At 33.5% G+C, this 19,115-nt stretch carries 17 protein-coding genes and 1 other RNA gene; all 18 read left to right on the top strand.

From position 1 onward, the window contains the following. Positions 1–14: 14 nt before the first annotated feature. Positions 15–1,133 carry a tRNA guanosine(34) transglycosylase Tgt gene (tgt, locus tag BLS22_RS07715; protein WP_090553291.1) on the top strand — a complete coding sequence of 373 codons (1,119 nt, stop codon included), beginning with the start codon at positions 15–17 and terminating at the stop codon, positions 1,131–1,133. A 138-nt stretch (positions 1,134–1,271) separates the two neighbouring features. Next, positions 1,272–1,547, top strand: a complete 276-nt coding sequence (gene yajC / locus BLS22_RS07710; protein WP_090553080.1) for a preprotein translocase subunit YajC — start codon at positions 1,272–1,274, stop codon at positions 1,545–1,547. Between the two features lie 130 nt (positions 1,548–1,677). Further along, positions 1,678–2,073 (top strand): TIGR04086 family membrane protein, encoded by a 396-nt coding sequence (locus BLS22_RS07705; RefSeq protein WP_244269496.1) that lies wholly within the window; start codon positions 1,678–1,680, stop codon positions 2,071–2,073. Between the two features lie 68 nt (positions 2,074–2,141). After that, on the top strand, positions 2,142–2,282 hold the full coding sequence (scfA, locus tag BLS22_RS07700) for a six-cysteine ranthipeptide SCIFF (RefSeq protein ID WP_090553074.1): 141 nt from the start codon (positions 2,142–2,144) through the stop codon (positions 2,280–2,282). 126 nt (positions 2,283–2,408) lie between these two features. Next, positions 2,409–3,764 (top strand): thioether cross-link-forming SCIFF peptide maturase, encoded by a 1,356-nt coding sequence (gene scfB / locus BLS22_RS07695; RefSeq protein WP_090553072.1) that lies wholly within the window; start codon positions 2,409–2,411, stop codon positions 3,762–3,764. A gap of 2 nt (positions 3,765–3,766) precedes the next feature. Next, complete coding sequence (locus BLS22_RS07690) at positions 3,767–4,270, top strand: gamma carbonic anhydrase family protein (protein WP_090553069.1); 504 nt, start codon at positions 3,767–3,769, stop codon at positions 4,268–4,270. Between the two features lie 103 nt (positions 4,271–4,373). Next, positions 4,374–5,612: a protein translocase subunit SecD gene (secD, locus tag BLS22_RS15100; protein WP_176762098.1), complete on the top strand. Its 1,239-nt coding sequence runs from the start codon at positions 4,374–4,376 to the stop codon at positions 5,610–5,612. A gap of 13 nt (positions 5,613–5,625) precedes the next feature. After that, positions 5,626–6,507 (top strand): protein translocase subunit SecF, encoded by an 882-nt coding sequence (gene secF, locus BLS22_RS15095; RefSeq protein WP_176762097.1) that lies wholly within the window; start codon positions 5,626–5,628, stop codon positions 6,505–6,507. 171 nt (positions 6,508–6,678) lie between these two features. Further along, positions 6,679–8,352, top strand: coding sequence for an ABC1 kinase family protein (locus tag BLS22_RS07680; protein ID WP_176762096.1), 1,674 nt, complete (start codon positions 6,679–6,681; stop codon positions 8,350–8,352). Positions 8,353–8,450: 98 nt separating this feature from the next. Continuing rightward, positions 8,451–10,994 (top strand): single-stranded-DNA-specific exonuclease RecJ, encoded by a 2,544-nt coding sequence (gene recJ / locus BLS22_RS07675; protein WP_090553063.1) that lies wholly within the window; start codon positions 8,451–8,453, stop codon positions 10,992–10,994. Next, positions 10,981–11,499 (top strand): adenine phosphoribosyltransferase, encoded by a 519-nt coding sequence (locus tag BLS22_RS07670; protein WP_090553060.1) that lies wholly within the window; start codon positions 10,981–10,983, stop codon positions 11,497–11,499. Before recJ ends, BLS22_RS07670 begins: the two co-directional genes overlap by 14 nt. 86 nt (positions 11,500–11,585) lie before the next feature. Then, entirely contained in the window at positions 11,586–13,763 is a 2,178-nt protein-coding gene (locus BLS22_RS07665; RefSeq protein ID WP_090553055.1) for a RelA/SpoT family protein, read from the top strand. A gap of 14 nt (positions 13,764–13,777) precedes the next feature. Next, positions 13,778–14,227, top strand: coding sequence for a D-aminoacyl-tRNA deacylase (gene dtd, locus BLS22_RS07660; RefSeq protein ID WP_090553052.1), 450 nt, complete (start codon positions 13,778–13,780; stop codon positions 14,225–14,227). A 15-nt stretch (positions 14,228–14,242) separates the two neighbouring features. Continuing rightward, complete coding sequence (locus BLS22_RS07655) at positions 14,243–14,863, top strand: MBL fold metallo-hydrolase (RefSeq protein WP_090553050.1); 621 nt, start codon at positions 14,243–14,245, stop codon at positions 14,861–14,863. Positions 14,864–15,111: 248 nt separating this feature from the next. Then, entirely contained in the window at positions 15,112–15,294 is a 183-nt protein-coding gene (locus BLS22_RS07650) for a hypothetical protein (RefSeq protein ID WP_090553047.1), read from the top strand. Between the two features lie 12 nt (positions 15,295–15,306). Then, positions 15,307–16,794: a coproporphyrinogen dehydrogenase HemZ gene (gene hemZ, locus BLS22_RS07645; protein WP_090553044.1), complete on the top strand. Its 1,488-nt coding sequence runs from the start codon at positions 15,307–15,309 to the stop codon at positions 16,792–16,794. Between the two features lie 47 nt (positions 16,795–16,841). Next, positions 16,842–18,623 carry an aspartate--tRNA ligase gene (aspS, locus tag BLS22_RS07640; RefSeq protein WP_090553041.1) on the top strand — a complete coding sequence of 594 codons (1,782 nt, stop codon included), beginning with the start codon at positions 16,842–16,844 and terminating at the stop codon, positions 18,621–18,623. A 207-nt stretch (positions 18,624–18,830) separates the two neighbouring features. Next, positions 18,831–19,010: non-coding RNA, 6S RNA (gene ssrS / locus BLS22_RS07635), on the top strand. Positions 19,011–19,115: the final 105 nt, after the last annotated feature.

Below are 19,115 nucleotides of genomic sequence, written 5' to 3'. Positions count from 1 at the left end.
AGGCAGGAAATTTTATGGCATTAACCTACGAATTAATTAAGGAGTGCAAGCAGAGTGGTGCTAGATTAGGTAAGATTCACACAGCTCGTGGAGTAATTGAAACACCTATCTTCATGCCAGTGGGCACTCAAGCCACTGTCAAAACCATGACACCAGAAGAACTCAAGGACATTAAATCACAGATTATCCTTAGCAACACCTATCATTTATATCTAAGACCGGGACATGAATTAGTAAAAAAAGCTGGGGGACTTCATAGGTTTATGAATTGGGACAAACCAATTCTCACCGATAGTGGAGGCTTCCAAGTATTTAGTTTAGGAGATCTTAGAAAGATATCCGAGGAAGGAGTGGAGTTCAGATCCCATTTAGACGGGTCCAAGCACTTTATTAGCCCTGAAAAGGCTGTAGAAATACAAAATGCCTTAGGTTCTGATATCATGATGGTTTTCGATGAATGTGCTCCTTATCCTGCCGATAGAGAGTATGTAAAAAATTCATTGGAACGGACAACTAGATGGGCTAAAAGATGTAAGGATGCCCACAAAAACATAGAGAATCAAAGCCTTTTTGGTATTATTCAAGGTGGTATGTATGGAGATTTAAGAAAGCAAAGTGCTGAAGAATTATTAGAGCTAGATTTCCCTGGATATGCTGTAGGGGGCTTAAGCGTAGGAGAACCAAAGCCTTTAATGTATGAAGTGTTAGAATATACGACACCCTTCATGCCTAAAAATAAACCTAGATATTTGATGGGGGTAGGGAGCCCTGATTGTTTGATAGAGGGAGTTATAAGAGGAATTGATATGTTTGATTGTGTCCTGCCCACTAGAATTGCTCGAAATGGAACCGCTATGACAAGTCATGGAAAAGTAGTTATTAAAAATGCAAAACACACCGAAGATTTTACGGGACTTGATCCAGAGTGTGACTGTTATACATGTAAAAACTACTCAAAGGCTTATTTGCGTCATTTATTTAAAGCCAATGAAGTCCTAGGACTTCGATTAATGTCCCATCACAACCTATATTTCCTACTGAAGCTTATGGAGGAAATTCGACAGGCGATTAAGGAGGATAGACTGTTGGATTACCGTAAAAACTTCTTTGTTAAATATGGCTATGACGTATAGGATGGAGGTTTTGGGGGAAATTAACAGTATAAAAACACTTAAAACCATTTAGATAACTAAAATTAATTTAAACAAAAAAGAGGAAATCTAAGACAAATGTTGAATATGTAATCTTAGTAAGAGGAGAGGGGGAAAGATATGCAAAACTTTACCGGTTTGATTATACCTTTAGGGTTCTTAGCTATTTTCTACTTTTTGATTATTCGTCCACAACAAAAGAGGGAAAAGAAGACAAAAGAAATGCGTAACAACCTTAAAGTTGGAGATGAAATTGTTACAATTGGTGGAATCTATGGCAGTATCTTAAAGATTAAAGAAGATGTTATTACTATTGAAGTAGGGGCGGATAAAACAAAGCTTACAGTTGCTAAATGGGCTGTAGGGAATGTTATGAATGAAAGCAAAGGCAAATAAATAATTGTACTAAATGTAAACAGTGGTTGATCCACTGTTTTGCCTATTTTTGACAATTATTTATAGTTAAGAGGGAATATTTACTCTACACCTGCATATTTATTAATAAAATGATGATGGAGGTGTAATGATGAAGGGTAGTATTACCAGGGGTACAGGAGATACTTTTAATATATGGGTTTATGGGAAAGGATTAATTAGAGGATATGTTTTATCCTTAATATTGTTTTTACTTAGTGGTATATTAATTACCTATACAAGCTTAGGCGAAGGGATTATTCCTATATTAACTTCTGTTATTATGATATTAAGCATAGCCTATGCATCGATTTATACAGCAGTTCATACTAAAAAAAGGGGTTGGCTTCAAGGGGCTGTAATTGGTCTAATCTATATTCTTATTCTCATTATTTTTAGCAAAGTCTTCATAACAGACTATATAATAGATACTAGTGTTTATTATAGAGTGATAATCGGCATTGTCACAGGGGTTATAGGGGGAATGATAGGAATAAATCTAAAATAAATTGTTTTTTTTTCCTAAGCATTATGATATAATTTTATCGGACATTATATTTGAAAGGAGTCTGAAAGATGAAGCATATTAAAACATTAAGTAGCGCTAATTTGTCTCAAAGTGCAGCAAAGGGCGGTTGTGGTGAGTGTCAAACCTCCTGTCAATCAGCTTGCAAAACCTCATGTACAGTTGCAAATCAACAATGTGAAAATCAATAATATTAAAGTCAAATACATAAAGGAAGGCAGCAGTATTTAATCACTGCTGTTTTTTCTTGAATACTATCAATCAATTATATAAAATAGATATGGATAGTATTACTAAGAAAGGAGCACCTTATTAGAATGATTCATAAATTTTCACAAGGTAATATAAATATTTTGTTAGATGTTAATAGCGGTGGTGTTCATGTAATTGATCAATTAGTTTATGATATATTAGATCATTATCCCCAAACACCTGAAGATAAAGTCATTGATTTATTAGAGGACAAGTATAGTAGAGAGCAAATTATAGAGGGTATAAAGGAAATAAATACCCTAATAGACAATGGTCTACTATTTTCTAAAGAAAATTATCTACAGCACGAAGCTTTTAAAAATAAAAAAACAGTGGTAAAAGCCCTATGCTTACATATAGCCCATGACTGTAATATACGTTGTAAATATTGTTTTGCATCTCAAGGTGATTTTAAAGGGGATAGAAGTTTAATGACCTCACATGTAGGCAAAAAAGCAATTGATTTTTTGTTACAAAACTCTGGGAATAGAAGAAATTTAGAAGTGGATTTTTTTGGTGGAGAACCTTTAATGAACTTTGATGTCATTAAAGAAATTGTAGACTACGGTCGTGAGAAGGAAGTAGAATATAATAAAAATATAAGATTTACAATAACCACTAACGGCGTTTTGCTTAACAAAGATAACATGGATTACATTAATAAGAATATGTACAATGTAGTCTTAAGCATAGATGGTAGAAAAGAAGTAAATGATCATATGCGATATACTGTTACAGGTGAAGGCACCTATAATATTATTATACCTAAATTATTAGAGATGGCTGAAAAAAGAAATCATGAAAACTATTATGTCAGAGGAACTTTTACTAAACACAATTTGGATTTTGCAAAGGATGTTTTACATTTAGCTGATTTAGGTTTTAAGCATGTTTCTGTAGAGCCAGTAGTGGCTACAGTAGACCAGGATTATGCAATCACAGAAGAGGATCTACCTCGGGTTATGAAGGAATACGAGGATTTAGCCGAAGAATGCATAAAAAGAAAAAAAATAGGCAAAGATTTAAATTTTTTCCATTTTATGATTGATCTAAACCAAGGCCCCTGTGTGATTAAAAGACTACTAGGCTGTGGTGCAGGAGCGGAATATTTAGCTGTTACCCCCCAAGGAGAGCTTTATCCTTGTCATCAATTTGTTGGCAATGAAAGCTTTAAGCTAGGTAGCGTTCTCGATAATACATTAGATAAGTCTAAGTACGATGATTTTTCAAATGCCCATGTTTATAATAAGGAAGCCTGTAGGGAGTGCTGGGCTAAATTTTACTGCAGTGGTGGATGTCATGCAAATGCCTATAATTTTAATCAAGATATTTATGTGCCCTATAATATTGGCTGTGAAATGGAAAAAAAGCGTATAGAATGTGCTTTAACAATACAAGCCAAATTAATGGAGGAGGAGTAAAAATGATTAAGGCTTTAAAGGAGAAGAAACCAAGTATCCATGAAAGTTGCTTCATAGCAGAAACAGCAGATATAATTGGTGATGTAACTATTGGAGAAGGTTCTAGTATCTGGTACAAGGCTGTCCTCAGGGGAGATGACAATTATATAAAAATAGGAAAAAGCACTAATATTCAAGATGGCTCCGTTGTCCACATCAGTCACCTTTATCCTACAATTATAGGAGATAATATTACTATAGGACATAGTGCTATTATCCATGCCTGCAGGATAGGAAACAATGTTTTAATTGGTATGGGTACTATTATATTGGATGGGGCAGAAATTGGAGAGGAAACAATAATAGGAGCAGGTAGCCTAGTACCTCCTGGAAAGAAAATTCCATCGGGAGTATTAGCTATAGGCTCTCCAGCAAAGGTTGTAAGAGAATTAACAGAGGAAGAAAAAATAGGTATACGAACATCAGCTGAGTCCTATATTAGATATGGAGAAAAGCACAAAGAATAATATTACACTATTATGTCAATGGATACCCATTCATTGACGTATAAACTTTAACCATATATAATTAAGTTTATGGTACTTATGTAAAAGTTAGGAGGAATAATAAGTGAAATTAAAAAATGCATTGCTATTTTTTGTCATCATAGCATTAGTAGTTTTAACAACCTATACTGCATTTAATGGTATTCAGGTAGGAGAAGTAAGGATAAGACCTGTACAAGAAGCCATCAACCAAGGTCTAGATTTAAAGGGTGGCGTTTATGTAGTTTATGAGGCTGAGACCGATGAAACTGGAAGAGAACTGGACCAAACCATTAACCAAACAATAGAAGTGTTTAGACGTAGGGTAGATGCTATGGGCCTTACAGAACCATCCATTGTTAGAGAGGGAGAAAAAAGAATTCGAATTGAGCTGCCAGGAGTTGAAAATGCCCAAGAAGCATTGGATATGATTGGAAAGACTGCCCAATTACAATTCATCACTCCTGAGGGAGAAGTTGTAGTAACAGGAGGAAACGTAAAAAAAGCAGAAGCTACTTTTATAAGTGGAGAAGCTCACCCTGTTGTTGAATTCGAATTGGATAGTGAAGGTACTAAAAATTTTGCCGAAGCTACAGCACAGCATATTGGAGAACCTATTTTTATTATTTTAGATGATGAAATTATTTCTAGTCCTATTGTAAATAATACTATACCAAATGGACGAGGCCATATCAGCGGTAACTTCACCGTTGAATCAGCATCCCAACTAGCTGCCTTAATTCGTGGTGGTGCTTTGCCTGTGAATTTAACAGAGGTAGAAACCTCAACAATTACAGCTACTCTTGGTGTAAATGCATTGCAGAGAAGTATATACGCTGCTAAAATTGGTATTATTCTTGTATTATTATTTATGTTAATCTACTATAGAATTCCCGGATTTATAGCGAGTATAGCATTAATAATATTTATTCTATTAGTTTTAGGAGTATTGGTTGCTTTAAATGCCACTTTGACATTACCAGGTATTGCGGCTTTAATACTATCAGTTGGTATGGCGGTAGACGCTAATGTTATTATATTTGAAAGACTTAAAGAAGAGTTGAGAGCCGGAAAAACAGTCCGTTCAGCCATAGATGCTGGGTTTAAGCGGGCTTTAAGAGCAATTTTAGACTCAAACATTACTACCCTTATTGCAGGAATTGTATTGTATCAATTTGGGACAGGCCCTATTAGAGGATTTGCTATTACTCTAATTATAGGGATTGTAGTAAGTATGTTTACTGCTATTGTTATTACCAGATTTTTACTAAAACTAATTATTGGAATGAACTTAACAAAAAATAGCAAGCTATTTGGAGCATAAGGGGGGAAAGAAAATGAAGATTATAGAAAATAGAAAAATATGGTTTTCCATATCAACTGTTATTATCATTATAGGCTTAGCCCTATCTTTAGTAAGGGGCTTCAACTTAGGTATTGATTTTACTGGGGGAACCCAAATGGAAATAGAACTAGAGCAACAGGTGGAAGTAGCAGAGATAAGAGAAATCACTAATCAATTTGATCCTAATGCTAGTATCAGCTTCATAGGTCCTGATAGAACTATTGTTCAATTTAGAACTACAGAAGACTTAGATAGTCGTACTCGAGCTGAAATATTTAACCAATTTAAAGAAAAATATAATCTACAAACAGATGAACCTTTAATAGCCAATCAATTTGGACCTACAGTGGGAAGAGAAATTCAAAACAAAGCGTTTTTATCTATGATTATATCAGCTATTGGTATGTTAATTTATATTACCTTTAGGTTTGAATTGAGATTTGGTATAGCTGCGATTACAGCTCTATTGCATGACCTTTTAGTGGTATTAGCAGTGTATTCTATCTTTAGAATACCTATCAACAGCCCTTTTGTAGCTGCTATGCTAACGATACTAGGGTACTCCATCAATGATACGATTGTAGTATTTGATAGAATAAGAGAAAATGTGAAATTTATTAAAAAGTCTAATTTCCAACAGGTAGCAAATGACAGTATTGCTCAAACAATTACTCGTTCTATTAATACATCATTGACTACATTGGTGACAATTGTAGCACTGTATTTATTCGGAGTAGACCAAGTGAAGGTATTTGCATTGCCATTAATTGCTGGAGTCCTTAGTGGTACTTATTCATCTATTTTTATTGCATCACCAGTTTGGGTTATGCTTAAAGAAATGCAAAACAGGAAAACCTCCTATCCTTCAAGTTAACAGTAAAGCTATAATGAATATCCTATATACACAATAACTATACAATTAGAAAAGAAGATAAGTTTTTTAAAAATGGTAATAATACAACTAAATAGTATTATTACCATTTTTTTACCATTTTTCAATATTTTTAGATTAAATAAGTATAATGAATTTTGTGGAGTTGATGGTATGTCTGGAATTGGAACAAAATATAGAAATCTCAAGCGATATAAAAAAATTGGCGAAGTATTGATGAAATACGGATTTACATTTGCAGCTCAGAAACTAAATGAAAAGGGCTATATACCTAAATTAATATTGAAACCCAAACAGCAGAAAGAATATTTGAGTCATGGCCAAAAGCTAAGAATGGCCTGTGAAGAATTGGGTCCTACCTTTATTAAACTAGGGCAGATTATAAGCACAAGAAGGGATATTTTTCCCGAAGAAGTGGTGAGCCAGTTAGCAAAGCTACAGGATGATGTAAAACCCTTTCCCTTTGAAGAAGCAAAAAAAGTTTTTGAAGTAGAAATGAAACTAAGGATAGAAGATTGCTTTAAAGAATTTAACAGGGAGCCCATTGCCTCAGCATCCATTGGTCAAGTCTATGAGGCAGTTTTAAATACAGGAGAAAATGTTGTTGTTAAAATCCAGAGACCCTCTATTCAAAGAATTATTAAAGGAGACCTAGATATATTATTTACTCTAGCAAAGCTTTTAGATGAACATATGGATAAGGAAAAACCCTACAATCTACTAGAGATCGTTGAAGAATTTAGCCGAAGTATTACCAAAGAATTAGACTATTCCTTAGAAGGAAGAAATGCAGAAAAATTCCATGCTTATTTCAAAAAGGATACCAGTATTTACATACCACAAGTTTATTGGGATTACACATCTAAAAAAGTATTAACGATGGAAAGGGTTTACGGTATTAAAATTATAGACAAGCAGGGTTTAAAGGAAAAGAAATGGGATTTAAAGGAAGTAGCAACCATAAGTGCCAACTGCTTTCTAAAACAAGTTTTCATCTATGGATTTTTTCATGGTGACCCCCATCCCGGCAATATTTTTGTTGTAGGGCCCTCTAAAATAGCCTTTGTGGATTTTGGGATCACAGGTTATTTGGACAAAGGTACTATGAATTTTATCTCCAACCTATTTACTGCATCGGCTAGACGGGATGTTGATAAAATAGTCAATATATTAATAGAAATAGATGCTTTAGATTCCCAAACAAATCCAAGAAGATTAAAAGAAGATATTTCTTTTTTAATTAATTTATATTATAATGTTCCTTTAAATAAATTAAACCTAGGAGAGGCTTTAAAAAAACTAATGGAGGTAGCCTATACCAATAAAATTAAGCTTCCTTCTCAATTTATTGTATTGTTAAAAGCGATGGTTACCTTAGAAGGAAGCGTGAAATTTTTAAACCCTCAATTTAGCCTTTCCAACATAGCTAAGGATTTTGTAAAGGAAATATATTTCCATCGGTATAATCCTAAAAATTTAGCTGGTGAATTTAAGGACTATTCCGAGGAAATACTGGATAGCATAAAATACTTGCCAAAGCAAATAAGAACCCTATTAAAAAAGATAGAAAACAATGACATTAAATTTCAGCTGGAACAAATAGGAATAGAGAAGCTTCAGGGAGAACTAAGCAAAATGACCAACAAATTATCCTTGAGTCTAATTAGCTCAGCCTTGATTGTGGGCTCCTCTCTCATTATTCAAAATGCTAGTGGACCTATGATGTGGGGCGTATCGGTTTTTGGAATTATCGGATATTTGTTAGCAAGCATTTTAGGTGTAGGAATTATTATTTCAATACTATTAAGTGGTCTTCGAAAAAAATGAAATCAAGAAGAAATATATTTTTGCCAAATTCTATATTATATAAAAATAATAAATGAGAACATAAGCATTTTAAAATTGAACTTAGTAGGTGAAGCCCAATGGAAATAGAAAAAAGAAACTGGTTATATAGTCAAAAACAGATAGAGGAAATAGACCTTTTAGTAGAAGGATTAAATATTCAACCAACAACAGCAAAGCTTTTATTAAACAGAGGCATTAAAAATTTAGGTAAAGCAAAGGTTTTTTTACACCCTAGTTTAGAAGAATTATATGATCCATATTTGCTAAAAGATATGGATAAGGCAGTAAAACGTATTCAATATGCTGTAGAGAATAATCAAGCCATTTGGATATACGGCGATTACGATGTGGATGGAGTGGCTAGCGTCTCAATTATGCTAAAATACTTTTATTCTATAGGATATTCTGTAAACTACTATATTCCCGATAGAATGGAGGAGGGTTACGGAATTAATCCCCAAGCCATCAAAGAGATTGCCGATAAAAAAGGGGATTTAATTATTACTGTTGACTGTGGTATAACTTCAATTAAAGAGGTGGAGCTGGCTAATTCTTTGGGAATAGATATGATTATTACAGATCATCACCAGTGCCATGGAATTATTCCTAAGGCTTATGCAATTATTAATCCTAAACAGGAGGATTGTCACTATCCCTATGATATGATCTGTGGTTGTGGCGTGGCCTTTAAACTTATTCAAGCCCTAACTCCAAAAGAAATTTTCAAAACCACAATTTATCAATATTTAGACATTACTACCATCGCCACCATAGCTGATATTGTACCGTTACTAGATGAAAACCGTATTATTGTAAAGAATGGTCTTAATTATATGAGGGAAACCAACAATATTGGTTTACAAGCTCTAATAGAAATATCCAATTTAAAGGATAAAAAATTAAATGCTAGTCATATTGGGTTTGGGTTAGCCCCTAGAATCAATGCAGCTGGTCGAATAGGCTCTGCTGATATAGGTGTTAGACTATTTACAACAGAAAATAGGGAAGAAGCAAAAAAACTAGCAAAGATGCTGGACGAAGAAAATTACAACAGACAACAAGTAGAGGCAGAGATATTGGATGAAGCTATAAAAATGATAGAAGAAAATCCAAAATATCGGGAGGAAAAAGTATTAGTTCTTTATAAAGAAAACTGGCATCATGGGGTGATTGGCATTGTAGCTTCAAGAATCGTAGAAAAATATTACAAGCCAACAATTATCTTAGCTATAGAAAATGATACTGCTAAAGGTTCAGCAAGAAGTATTACTGGATTTAATTTATTTGATGCTTTAAACCAATGTAAAGATCTTTTTATAAAGTTTGGTGGACATGAACAGGCTGCAGGATTATCTTTAGTGACAGACAATATAGAAGCCTTTCGTACAGAAATTAATAAACTTGCTGACCAAATACTGTTAGAAGATGATCTTGTTCCTAAGATTTTCTGCGATGATATGTTAAACCTAGAAAGCATCAATCACCAGTTAATCAGCGAATTAGAAACATTAGAACCCTATGGCTTAGCCAATATGGCTCCAAGATTTATCCACACAAATCTTAAGCCAAAGGGAATTAAATCTGTTGGAGTGGACGGAAAACACTTGAAAATGTCCCTACAGGAAGACAACAAAACATTTGATACCATAGGTTTTAATTTAGGAAACTATGCAAAAGTCCTAACAGGAGATGATACAGTAGGTATAATTTTTTCTCCAGAATATAATGAATTTAATGGAACAAAAAAGATCCAACTAAATATAAAAGATTTAAAAATAATAAAAGGTAGTTATGTATCCGAAAAATTTATCGAGAGCTATTATAAATCCCTACAGTTACCTTGTAATGAAAACAATTATATAACTAACAGGGAATTAGAGGACATTCCCGTAAAAGCTACGCAAGAAAAGCAAGTATTTATAATTAAGGAACTACAGAATCAGGATAAAGTATTGATTTTAGTCAACACTTTTCACCAGGCTAATCATTTAATAACCCTTACTGAGATTCAAGAAAAAAACACCAGAAAAAGAGTTAAATTTTTTTACAATGAAATTCCTTTTGAACCACAAAATAAGGAAATACATATTCTTATTAATCCTAATATTGATAAAATTTCATTTAAACTATATAATAGTATTATTGTATACGATATGTTTTTTATGGAAAAAGATTATTACTATCTTATAGATAGAAACCAGCATGCACCCATTACCTTTCTTTATGAAAAAGGTGATGAAAAAAACAATGAAGAAATTCTTAAAAGCATCGTACCCACAAGAAACATATTAATCCTACTATATAAATTTTTAAAAGAATTTTACCATTTTAAAAAAGCTAAATTAGAAGAAATACTGGAAAAGATTAATGAAGAACTTTCCATAGCTATCAACCCCAAAATCCTTGAAAATGCAATACATATTTTTATTGAAGGAAACTTGATTAAATGTGACGTTTATGATGAACAATATTATATTGAAATACTAAAGGTTACACAAAAAGTGGATATAGAAAAGCTCGACGCTTTTAGACATTATAACAATCTGTATAAAGACTTTATAGATTTTAAAAATAAATGGATAGGTTTTATACAAGGAGGAAAAAGTAATGGATTTAGCTAAAAAAATAAGAGAAATACAAGACTTTCCAAAAGAGGGAATTAATTTTAAGGATATCACTACTTTATTAAAGGATCCACAAGCATTTAAGTATATGATAGACCAGCTATCCCAACAATTAGAGGGATTAAATGTGGATATTGTAGTTGGTCCAGAATCTAGAGGTTTTTTAGCTGGTGCTCCAGTAGCTTATAAAATAGGTGCGGGATTTGTACCGGTAAGAAAACCTGGAAAACTGCCAGCTGAAACAATACGACATGAATATCAGCTGGAATATGGTACAGATGCATTAGAAATCCATAGAGATGCTATTCAACCAGGACAAAAGGTAGCTATATTAGATGATTTATTGGCAACGGGAGGAACTGTACTAGCGACTGCCAAATTAATTGAAGAATTGGGAGGAGAAGTTGTATCCATGAACTTTTTAATTGAGCTTGCTTTCTTAAAGGGAAGAGACCTCCTAACAAATTATAATATAAAAGCTTTAGTAACCTACGATGAATAAAAAGAAAAGCAAAATAATGGTTTTGGGGAGTCTGAGTACTACACTGAAGGATAAATTACAATATTACTGAAGAGGGTGATATAAATATGTTGGAAAACTTAATAGCAATGATTGAAGAATATAGCCCTCAATGTGATGTTGAGCTAATTATTAAAGCTTATAACTTTTCTGAAGCCTCCCATGCAGGACAGTATAGAAGGTCAGGGGAAAGGTACTTTATTCATCCTCTAGAAGTAGCAAAAATCTTGGTTGAACTACAAATGGATAGTACAACTATTGCAGCAGGTTTACTTCATGATGTAATTGAAGATACAAGCTATGATTATAATAAAATAAAAGAAGCATTTGGCGAAGAGATAGCAGAATTGGTGGAAGGGGTTACAAAGTTAACCAGGCTTTCTTTTGAATCAAAAGAAGAAAGACAAGCAGAAAATCTCCGAAAAATGTTTGTGGCAATGGCTAAGGATATTAGGGTTATTCTTATAAAATTAGCTGATAGATTGCATAATATGCGAACCTTGAAATATCAAACAGATGAAAAAAAGAAGGAAAAGGCTTTAGAAACCCTAGAAATTTTTGCCCCAATTGCCCATCGACTAGGTATATCAAGAATTAAATGGGAACTGGAGGATCTTTGCTTAAGATATATTGATCCTGAAGGCTATTACGAATTAGTAGAAAAGGTTGCAAAAAAACGTAAAGATAGGGAAGACTTTATCAATAATGTTATTAAACAGCTCAAAATAAATCTAGGCGAGTTTGAGATTGAAAATGAAATATCTGGAAGACCAAAACACTTTTACAGTATCTATCGTAAAATGACCTATCAAGGAAAATCCTTTGATGAAATATTTGATTTTTTGGCGATAAGAATATTGGTAGATAATGTAAAGGATTGTTATGGCGTATTGGGGGTTGTCCATACAATGTGGAAACCCATTCCTGGAAGATTTAAAGACTATATAGCTATGCCTAAGCCCAATATGTATCAATCCCTTCACACAACTGTTATTGGGCCTAAAGGGGAACCTTTTGAGATACAAATTAGAACCTATGAAATGCATCAAATTGCTGAATACGGTATTGCAGCCCACTGGAAGTACAAAGAAAATCAAATAACCAATGAAAAAATAGAAATTGATGATAAACTAGCATGGCTAAGACAGATGTTGGAATGGGAAAAGGAGACAAAGGATCCAAAAGAATTTATGGAGTCTTTAAAAGTAGATCTTTTTACCAATGAAGTATTTGTCTTTACCCCAAAAGGAAAGGTAATTAATTTACCTACAGGGGCAACGCCTGTAGATTTTGCATATAAAATACATTCTGATGTAGGCAATAAATGTGTTGGTGCAAAAGTAGATGGGCGAATGGTACCAATTGATTATAAACTTAAAAATGGAAATATTGTAGAAATCTTAACTTCTGGTCACAGCAATGGTCCCAGCAGGGATTGGCTAAAAATTGTAAAAAGCTCCCAAGCAAAAACAAAAATCAAACAATGGTTTAAAAAAGAACGTAGAGAAGAAAACGTTAGTAGAGGTAAGGAAATTCTAGAAAAAGAAGTTAAACGGCAGGGTTTAAATAGCACTGAAGCATTGCAGATGAAGCTGTTAAATACAATTGCAAAGAAATTAAGCTTAAACAATGAAGAGGATTTGTATGCAGCTATAGGATATGGTGGTATTACCCTTACCCAAGTAATTCCCAAAATAAAAGAATATATTAAGAAAGAAAATCCTCAGCCCTTAGAAGTTCAAGAGAAGGATATTGTTGCTTCTAATAGAACTACTGATGGTCGCAATAAATCCAAACAAAGTCAAGGAGTTACTGTTAAAGGAATAGACAACATTATGGTTCGTTTTTCTCGATGCTGCAATCCAGTTCCAGGGGATGAAATTATTGGATATATTACTAGAGGTAGAGGCGTTTCAATTCATAGAAAAGATTGTCCTAATCTATATGACAATAGCGAAACTACAGAAAGATTTATTGATGTGGAATGGGATACCAGTAAATCTATTGCCTTCCAAGTAGAGATCCAAATAAAGGCAACAGATCGCAAGGGACTTTTATCGGAACTAACACAAATTTTATCAGAAACAAAAGTAACCGTACATGTATTAAATGCTCGAACCAATAAAGAGAAAATAGCTCTATTGAATCTTATTTTAGAGGTAAATAGCATTGAAGATTTAAACAAATTAATGGAAAAGTTTAAACGAGTAAAGGGCGTATTAGATGTTTTCAGAGTAATAACGTAACTAAGGAGGAGACTATGAGGGCAGTTGTACAGAGAATCCGTGATGGTAAAGTGATGGTGGATAACGAAACAACAGGGGAAGTTAAACAGGGATTACTAGTTTATCTAGGCGTAGGTCATGATGATACATCAGAAGATATAAAATATATGGTAGAAAAAATTGGAAACCTAAGGATATTTGAAGATGAAAATGAAAAAATGAACCTATCGATTATAGATACTGGGGGAAAACTATTGGTGGTATCTCAGTTTACTCTTATGGGTGATTGTAGAAAGGGCAGGAGACCTAGCTTTATAGAAGCAGCAAGACCTGAAATAGCAGAAGGCTTATATAATGAGTTTGTAGACTATGCTAGAAGCCTTGGTATAGAAGTAGCTACTGGAGTTTTTCAAGCCCATATGATGGTACATTCTATTAATGACGGGCCAGTAACGATGCTACTTGATAGCAAAAAACTTTTTTAAGAGGAGGGATAAAGTATGTTTTTAGAAAGAACAGAAGTTGGAGTTTATGGAGCAAACTGTTATATTTTAGCAGATGATAAAACAAATGAAGCAGCTGTTATAGACCCCGGTGGAGATGCTGATAAAATTGTAAAGATACTTAAAGACAACGAATTACAATTAAAGTATATCATATTAACCCACGGACATGGGGATCATATTGGTGGATTAAGGGAATTAAAACAAAAGACCAATGCTCCCATCTATATCCATAGAGATGATTTATATTTATTACAGGATAAAAACAAAAACTTTTCAGCTTTAATGGGGGGCCCTGAAATTGAAATGGAGGCAGATGCTTTTTTAGAGGATGGAGATGTGTTAAAATTAGGAGACCTTACTTTAAAAACCATCCACACTCCAGGACATACTAGAGGTGGAATATGTATACATGTAGACAACATTTTGTTGACTGGAGATACTTTATTTGCCAATTCCATTGGTAGAACAGATTTAGATGGTGGTAATCATCAACAAATCATTCAGTCAATCAAAGAAAAACTAATGATTCTACAGGACGATACTACTGTTTTACCTGGGCATGGACCAGCTAGTAAAATAGGAATAGAAAAAACTACCAATCCCTTTATAAAATGAGACTTAATTCATAAGTAGACAACCGAAAGTTTGGTTTCTAACTTTGGTGGTGGTCACTTAGTTTGGTTATCAAGAGGGAGTTTTTACGGCATCTGAATTGTAGTGGAATTTAATTCCAGGATGTAGTGCTTAATCTTCCCCTTAAGAAGCGGAGCTTTTAGCAATACACCGAAGGATAAAGTGATAAAGTATACTCCTAGAAAATAAAGGTAATACTAACCTAAAATAATTTTCTAGGAGGTTGCTTTATGGGAAAAGAAAAGGATTATAAGTACGGCATAAAGGACCGAAACTACATAAATATTGAACTTGAGGATTTTCTTGAAATGAATTATCAAGGATTATCAGAACAGGAGCTGGCTAGAGAACTAGGCATTAGTAGCAAAGAAGTAAACAAACTCAAGCAGGAGCTGCAAAAAGATTATCAATAGGAGTTAAGAAGAATGATTACAGTCCTACTAATAGGTCATGACTATCAATATGAGGTTAAAGAATTATTAAAACTATTTTATACAGTTGAGGATATTGAAATTATTCAGCCTTTGCAAAAATCTTTTCATGAAACTATGATACAAACTGCAAAAAATACAATTATAAGCAAATTTCTTACTGAAGAAAATAGAGGAACTGTCATAACTGAAGGAAATTTTCGCGGCAAGAAACAAAAAATAGAAACTAGTTTTTTATTAGAAAATAATATACTGGACACACGAAAAAAAGCGAAACAGGCAATTAAATCCAGTATGTTTCAACTCCTCACTAAAGAAAAAGATAAAAACCTACCTTGGGGATTTTTAACGGGCATAAGACCAACAAAAATTGTCCACGAATTAATGGAAAAGGATTTAAGTGATGAAGAAATTCTTGGGGTTTTAACCGAAGAATATTTTATTGTCGAGGAAAAGGCACTGCTTTTATTAGGGATAGCAAAAACAGAACATCAGTATGTTTATCCAATAGATGAAAACAAAGTAAGCCTATATATAAGCATACCTTTTTGTCCTACAAGATGTGTTTATTGCTCCTTTCCTTCAAATCCACTAAATAAGTTTGAAGAATATGTTCCCCAATACGTGGAAGCACTATGTCAAGAAATAGTAGGGGTAGGAGAAATGTTAAGTAAAATGGGCAAAGAAGTGGAAACCCTTTATATTGGAGGGGGAACGCCTACAACATTAAAGGTTGAAGAATTTTTTCAACTTTTTCATACAATTTTTGCATCATTTGATCTGAAAAATCTTAAGGAATTTACTGTAGAAGCGGGACGACCTGATACTATTGATAAAAAAAAGCTAGTTTTCTTAAAAAACAGCGGAGTTACAAGAATAAGTATCAATCCTCAAACAATGAACGATTGTACTCTGCAAAAGATAGGTAGAAAACACTCTGCAAAAGAAATTGTTGAGGCCTATCAACTAGCTAAAGATGTGGGCTTCGAAAATATAAATATGGATATTATTATTGGATTGCCAGGAGAAAATCCAGATATGGTTTGTCATACTATGGAGGAGATAAAGAAGTTGTCTCCCAACAACTTAACTGTTCACACCTTAGCAATTAAAAATGCATCAAAGCTGAAGGAGGACCAGTATCATACAAAAATTGAAGAAGATCATATCATGAAAATGTTAGAGATTACTGCAGAATATGCAAGAGAAATGGGCTTAAAACCTTACTATATGTATAGACAAAAACATATGGTGGGCAATTTAGAGAATATAGGTTATGCTAAACCCGGCTACGAATGCATTTACAACATACAAATTATGGAAGAAAAGCAAACGATTATAGCTATGGGTGCAGGTGCAGTGTCGAAAATTGTATTTCCTAAAGAAAACCGTCTTGAACGGGTTCCAAACGTCAAAAATTTAGAGCAGTATTTAAATCGTGCAGAGGAAATGATTGAGCGTAAGAAAAAACCACTTAACTAGGGTAATTCTCATAATTATAAAAAGTTTTTCGATAAGGAGATGGGAGAATGACATCAATTCTAATAAAAAGAACCCATGAATGTGGAACCTTAAAGGTTCAAAACATAGGGGAACAGGTATCTTTAAATGGATGGGTTCAAAAAAGAAGAGACCTAGGAGGTCTTATTTTCGTTGACCTAAGAGACAGGTCAGGTTTAGTACAAATTGTGTTTGACAAAGATATATCATTAGAGGCTTTTGAAATGGCTGAGGAATTGGGAAGTGAATATGTAATTGCTGTAAGGGGAAAGATCTATAAAAGACAATCCATCAATCCCAATATACCTACTGGAGAGATAGAAATATTTGCAGAATCTTTACAAATCTTAAACACAGCTGAGACAACACCTATATATATTAAGGATGATGATGATGTTTCAGAAAACCTAAGATTAAAATATAGATACTTAGATTTAAGAAAATCCTCTATGCAATACAACCTAATTTTTCGATCTAAGGTAGCTAATATCGTGAGAAATTTTTTATCCCAAGAGGGATTTATAGAAGTTGAAACACCCATGTTAACCAAAACAACACCAGAAGGCGCTAGAGATTATTTAGTTCCAAGTAGAGTTAATCCTGGTAAGTTCTTCGCTTTACCCCAATCCCCTCAATTATTTAAACAATTGTTAATGGTTTCTGGTATGGAAAAATATTTTCAAATTGTTAAATGCTTTAGAGATGAGGATTTAAGGGCAGACCGACAACCAGAATTTACACAAATAGATTGTGAAATGTCCTTTGTTGATATAGAAGACGTTCTAGCTGTGAATGAAAGATTGTTAAAAAAAGTTTTTAAAGATGCATTAGATATTGATATTCAATTACCAATAGAAAGATTGAGCTATGAAGAAGCTATGGAACGCTATGGTTCTGATAAACCAGATACTAGATTTGGATTTGAATTAGTGGATGTTTCTCAAGCAGTAAAGGATTCTGGCTTTAAAGTGTTTACAGAAACCCTTCAGCATGGTGGTTTTGTTAAAACAATCAACATCAATGGCTATGGAGATAAATTTAGCAGAAAAGACATTACTAGCCTTGAGGAAATTGCGAAAACCTATGGTGCTAAGGGACTAGCTTGGATGAAAGTTACTGATGAAGGGATAACATCTCCTATCGCTAAGTTCTTTTCTGAGGCAGAATTAAAGGATATACTACAATTAACCAATGGACAAGCTGGGGATCTATTATTATTTGTTGCAGATAAACTTCAGGTTGTATATGATGCATTAGGACATTTAAGACTAGAGGCGGCAAAACGATTAGATTTATTAGACCGCAATGAATATAAGCTCCTATGGGTAACTGAATTCCCTTTATTAGAATATGATGAGGAAGATAATAGATATGTTGCAAAGCATCATCCATTTACTGCCCCTATGGATGAAGATATTGATATGCTGGAAACAACACCAGAAAAGGTGAGGGCAAAGGCCTATGATATTGTACTAAATGGACATGAAATAGGTGGGGGAAGTATTAGAATTTTCTCCTCTCAGCTTCAACAAAAAATGTTTGAAGTTTTAGGATTTAGTCAAGAAGAAGCATGGGAAAAGTTTGGCTTTTTATTAGAAGCCTTTAAATATGGCACACCACCCCATGGCGGTATAGCCTTTGGCCTAGATAGACTAGTAATGCTTCTACTTAAAGAAGATAACATACGCCAAGTTATTGCTTTTCCAAAGACTCAAAATGCAACCTGTCCACTAACCAATGCCCCATCCTATGCAGACGAAAAACAACTCAAGGAACTAAATATCCAATCAATTACCACAAAAGAATCCTAATAATAGGGTTCTTTTTATATAATAAAAATACAAATATACTATCATATTTTCACACAAAATAGTACATACTATAACTATAGTTATAAGTATTAATACTTGTGACTAATAAAAATTAAAGTATAATCCATATAGTTGAAGCAAATGAAAATTATACTAATAAACCAATCGTTAATTGAAATATTCTAAAAAATATGCTATTATAATATTAAATACCTGCTGTGTGCGTGAATTCGATAACGTTTTGAGCCAACACAATTACATTGGGAGATTCTTGTTTATTTACGTAATAAATGCCTTTTTTTAGTAAGGACTTATGAAATAAATAACTGAACACCCACCTGCTTAGCAGGTTTCAAAACAATCGAATCACGGCATGGTGGGTAACATTTGTTGGTAAAGAATTCCTAAAGGTATAGGGATTCTTTTGCTTTTTATAGAGAAGGTTGACAGGAAAAAATAATTTATATAATATAGAGTTTAGTTCGTAATATT

The organism is Natronincola ferrireducens, from assembly GCF_900100845.1.
Classification (GTDB): Bacteria; Bacillota; Clostridia; order Peptostreptococcales; family Natronincolaceae; genus Natronincola_B; species Natronincola_B ferrireducens.
This window is presented reverse-complemented; position numbering and strand designations above follow the sequence as displayed.

Excerpts from the sequence above, each read along its gene's own strand:
- BLS22_RS07670 (WP_090553060.1), top strand. The coding sequence starts at position 10,981 with ATGGATTTAGCTAAAAAAATAAGAGAAATACAAGACTTTCCAAAAGAG.
- secF (WP_176762097.1), top strand. The coding sequence starts at position 5,626 with ATGAAGATTATAGAAAATAGAAAAATATGGTTTTCCATATCAACTGTT.
- recJ (WP_090553063.1), top strand. The coding sequence starts at position 8,451 with ATGGAAATAGAAAAAAGAAACTGGTTATATAGTCAAAAACAGATAGAG.
- scfA (WP_090553074.1), top strand. The coding sequence starts at position 2,142 with ATGAAGCATATTAAAACATTAAGTAGCGCTAATTTGTCTCAAAGTGCA.
- BLS22_RS07650 (WP_090553047.1), top strand. The coding sequence starts at position 15,112 with ATGGGAAAAGAAAAGGATTATAAGTACGGCATAAAGGACCGAAACTAC.
- hemZ (WP_090553044.1), top strand. The coding sequence starts at position 15,307 with ATGATTACAGTCCTACTAATAGGTCATGACTATCAATATGAGGTTAAA.
- BLS22_RS07655 (WP_090553050.1), top strand. The coding sequence starts at position 14,243 with ATGTTTTTAGAAAGAACAGAAGTTGGAGTTTATGGAGCAAACTGTTAT.
- BLS22_RS07705 (WP_244269496.1), top strand. The coding sequence starts at position 1,678 with ATGAAGGGTAGTATTACCAGGGGTACAGGAGATACTTTTAATATATGG.
- aspS (WP_090553041.1), top strand. The coding sequence starts at position 16,842 with ATGACATCAATTCTAATAAAAAGAACCCATGAATGTGGAACCTTAAAG.
- yajC (WP_090553080.1), top strand. The coding sequence starts at position 1,272 with ATGCAAAACTTTACCGGTTTGATTATACCTTTAGGGTTCTTAGCTATT.
- tgt (WP_090553291.1), top strand. The coding sequence starts at position 15 with ATGGCATTAACCTACGAATTAATTAAGGAGTGCAAGCAGAGTGGTGCT.
- scfB (WP_090553072.1), top strand. The coding sequence starts at position 2,409 with ATGATTCATAAATTTTCACAAGGTAATATAAATATTTTGTTAGATGTT.
- BLS22_RS07680 (WP_176762096.1), top strand. The coding sequence starts at position 6,679 with ATGTCTGGAATTGGAACAAAATATAGAAATCTCAAGCGATATAAAAAA.
- dtd (WP_090553052.1), top strand. The coding sequence starts at position 13,778 with ATGAGGGCAGTTGTACAGAGAATCCGTGATGGTAAAGTGATGGTGGAT.
- BLS22_RS07690 (WP_090553069.1), top strand. The coding sequence starts at position 3,767 with ATGATTAAGGCTTTAAAGGAGAAGAAACCAAGTATCCATGAAAGTTGC.
- BLS22_RS07665 (WP_090553055.1), top strand. The coding sequence starts at position 11,586 with ATGTTGGAAAACTTAATAGCAATGATTGAAGAATATAGCCCTCAATGT.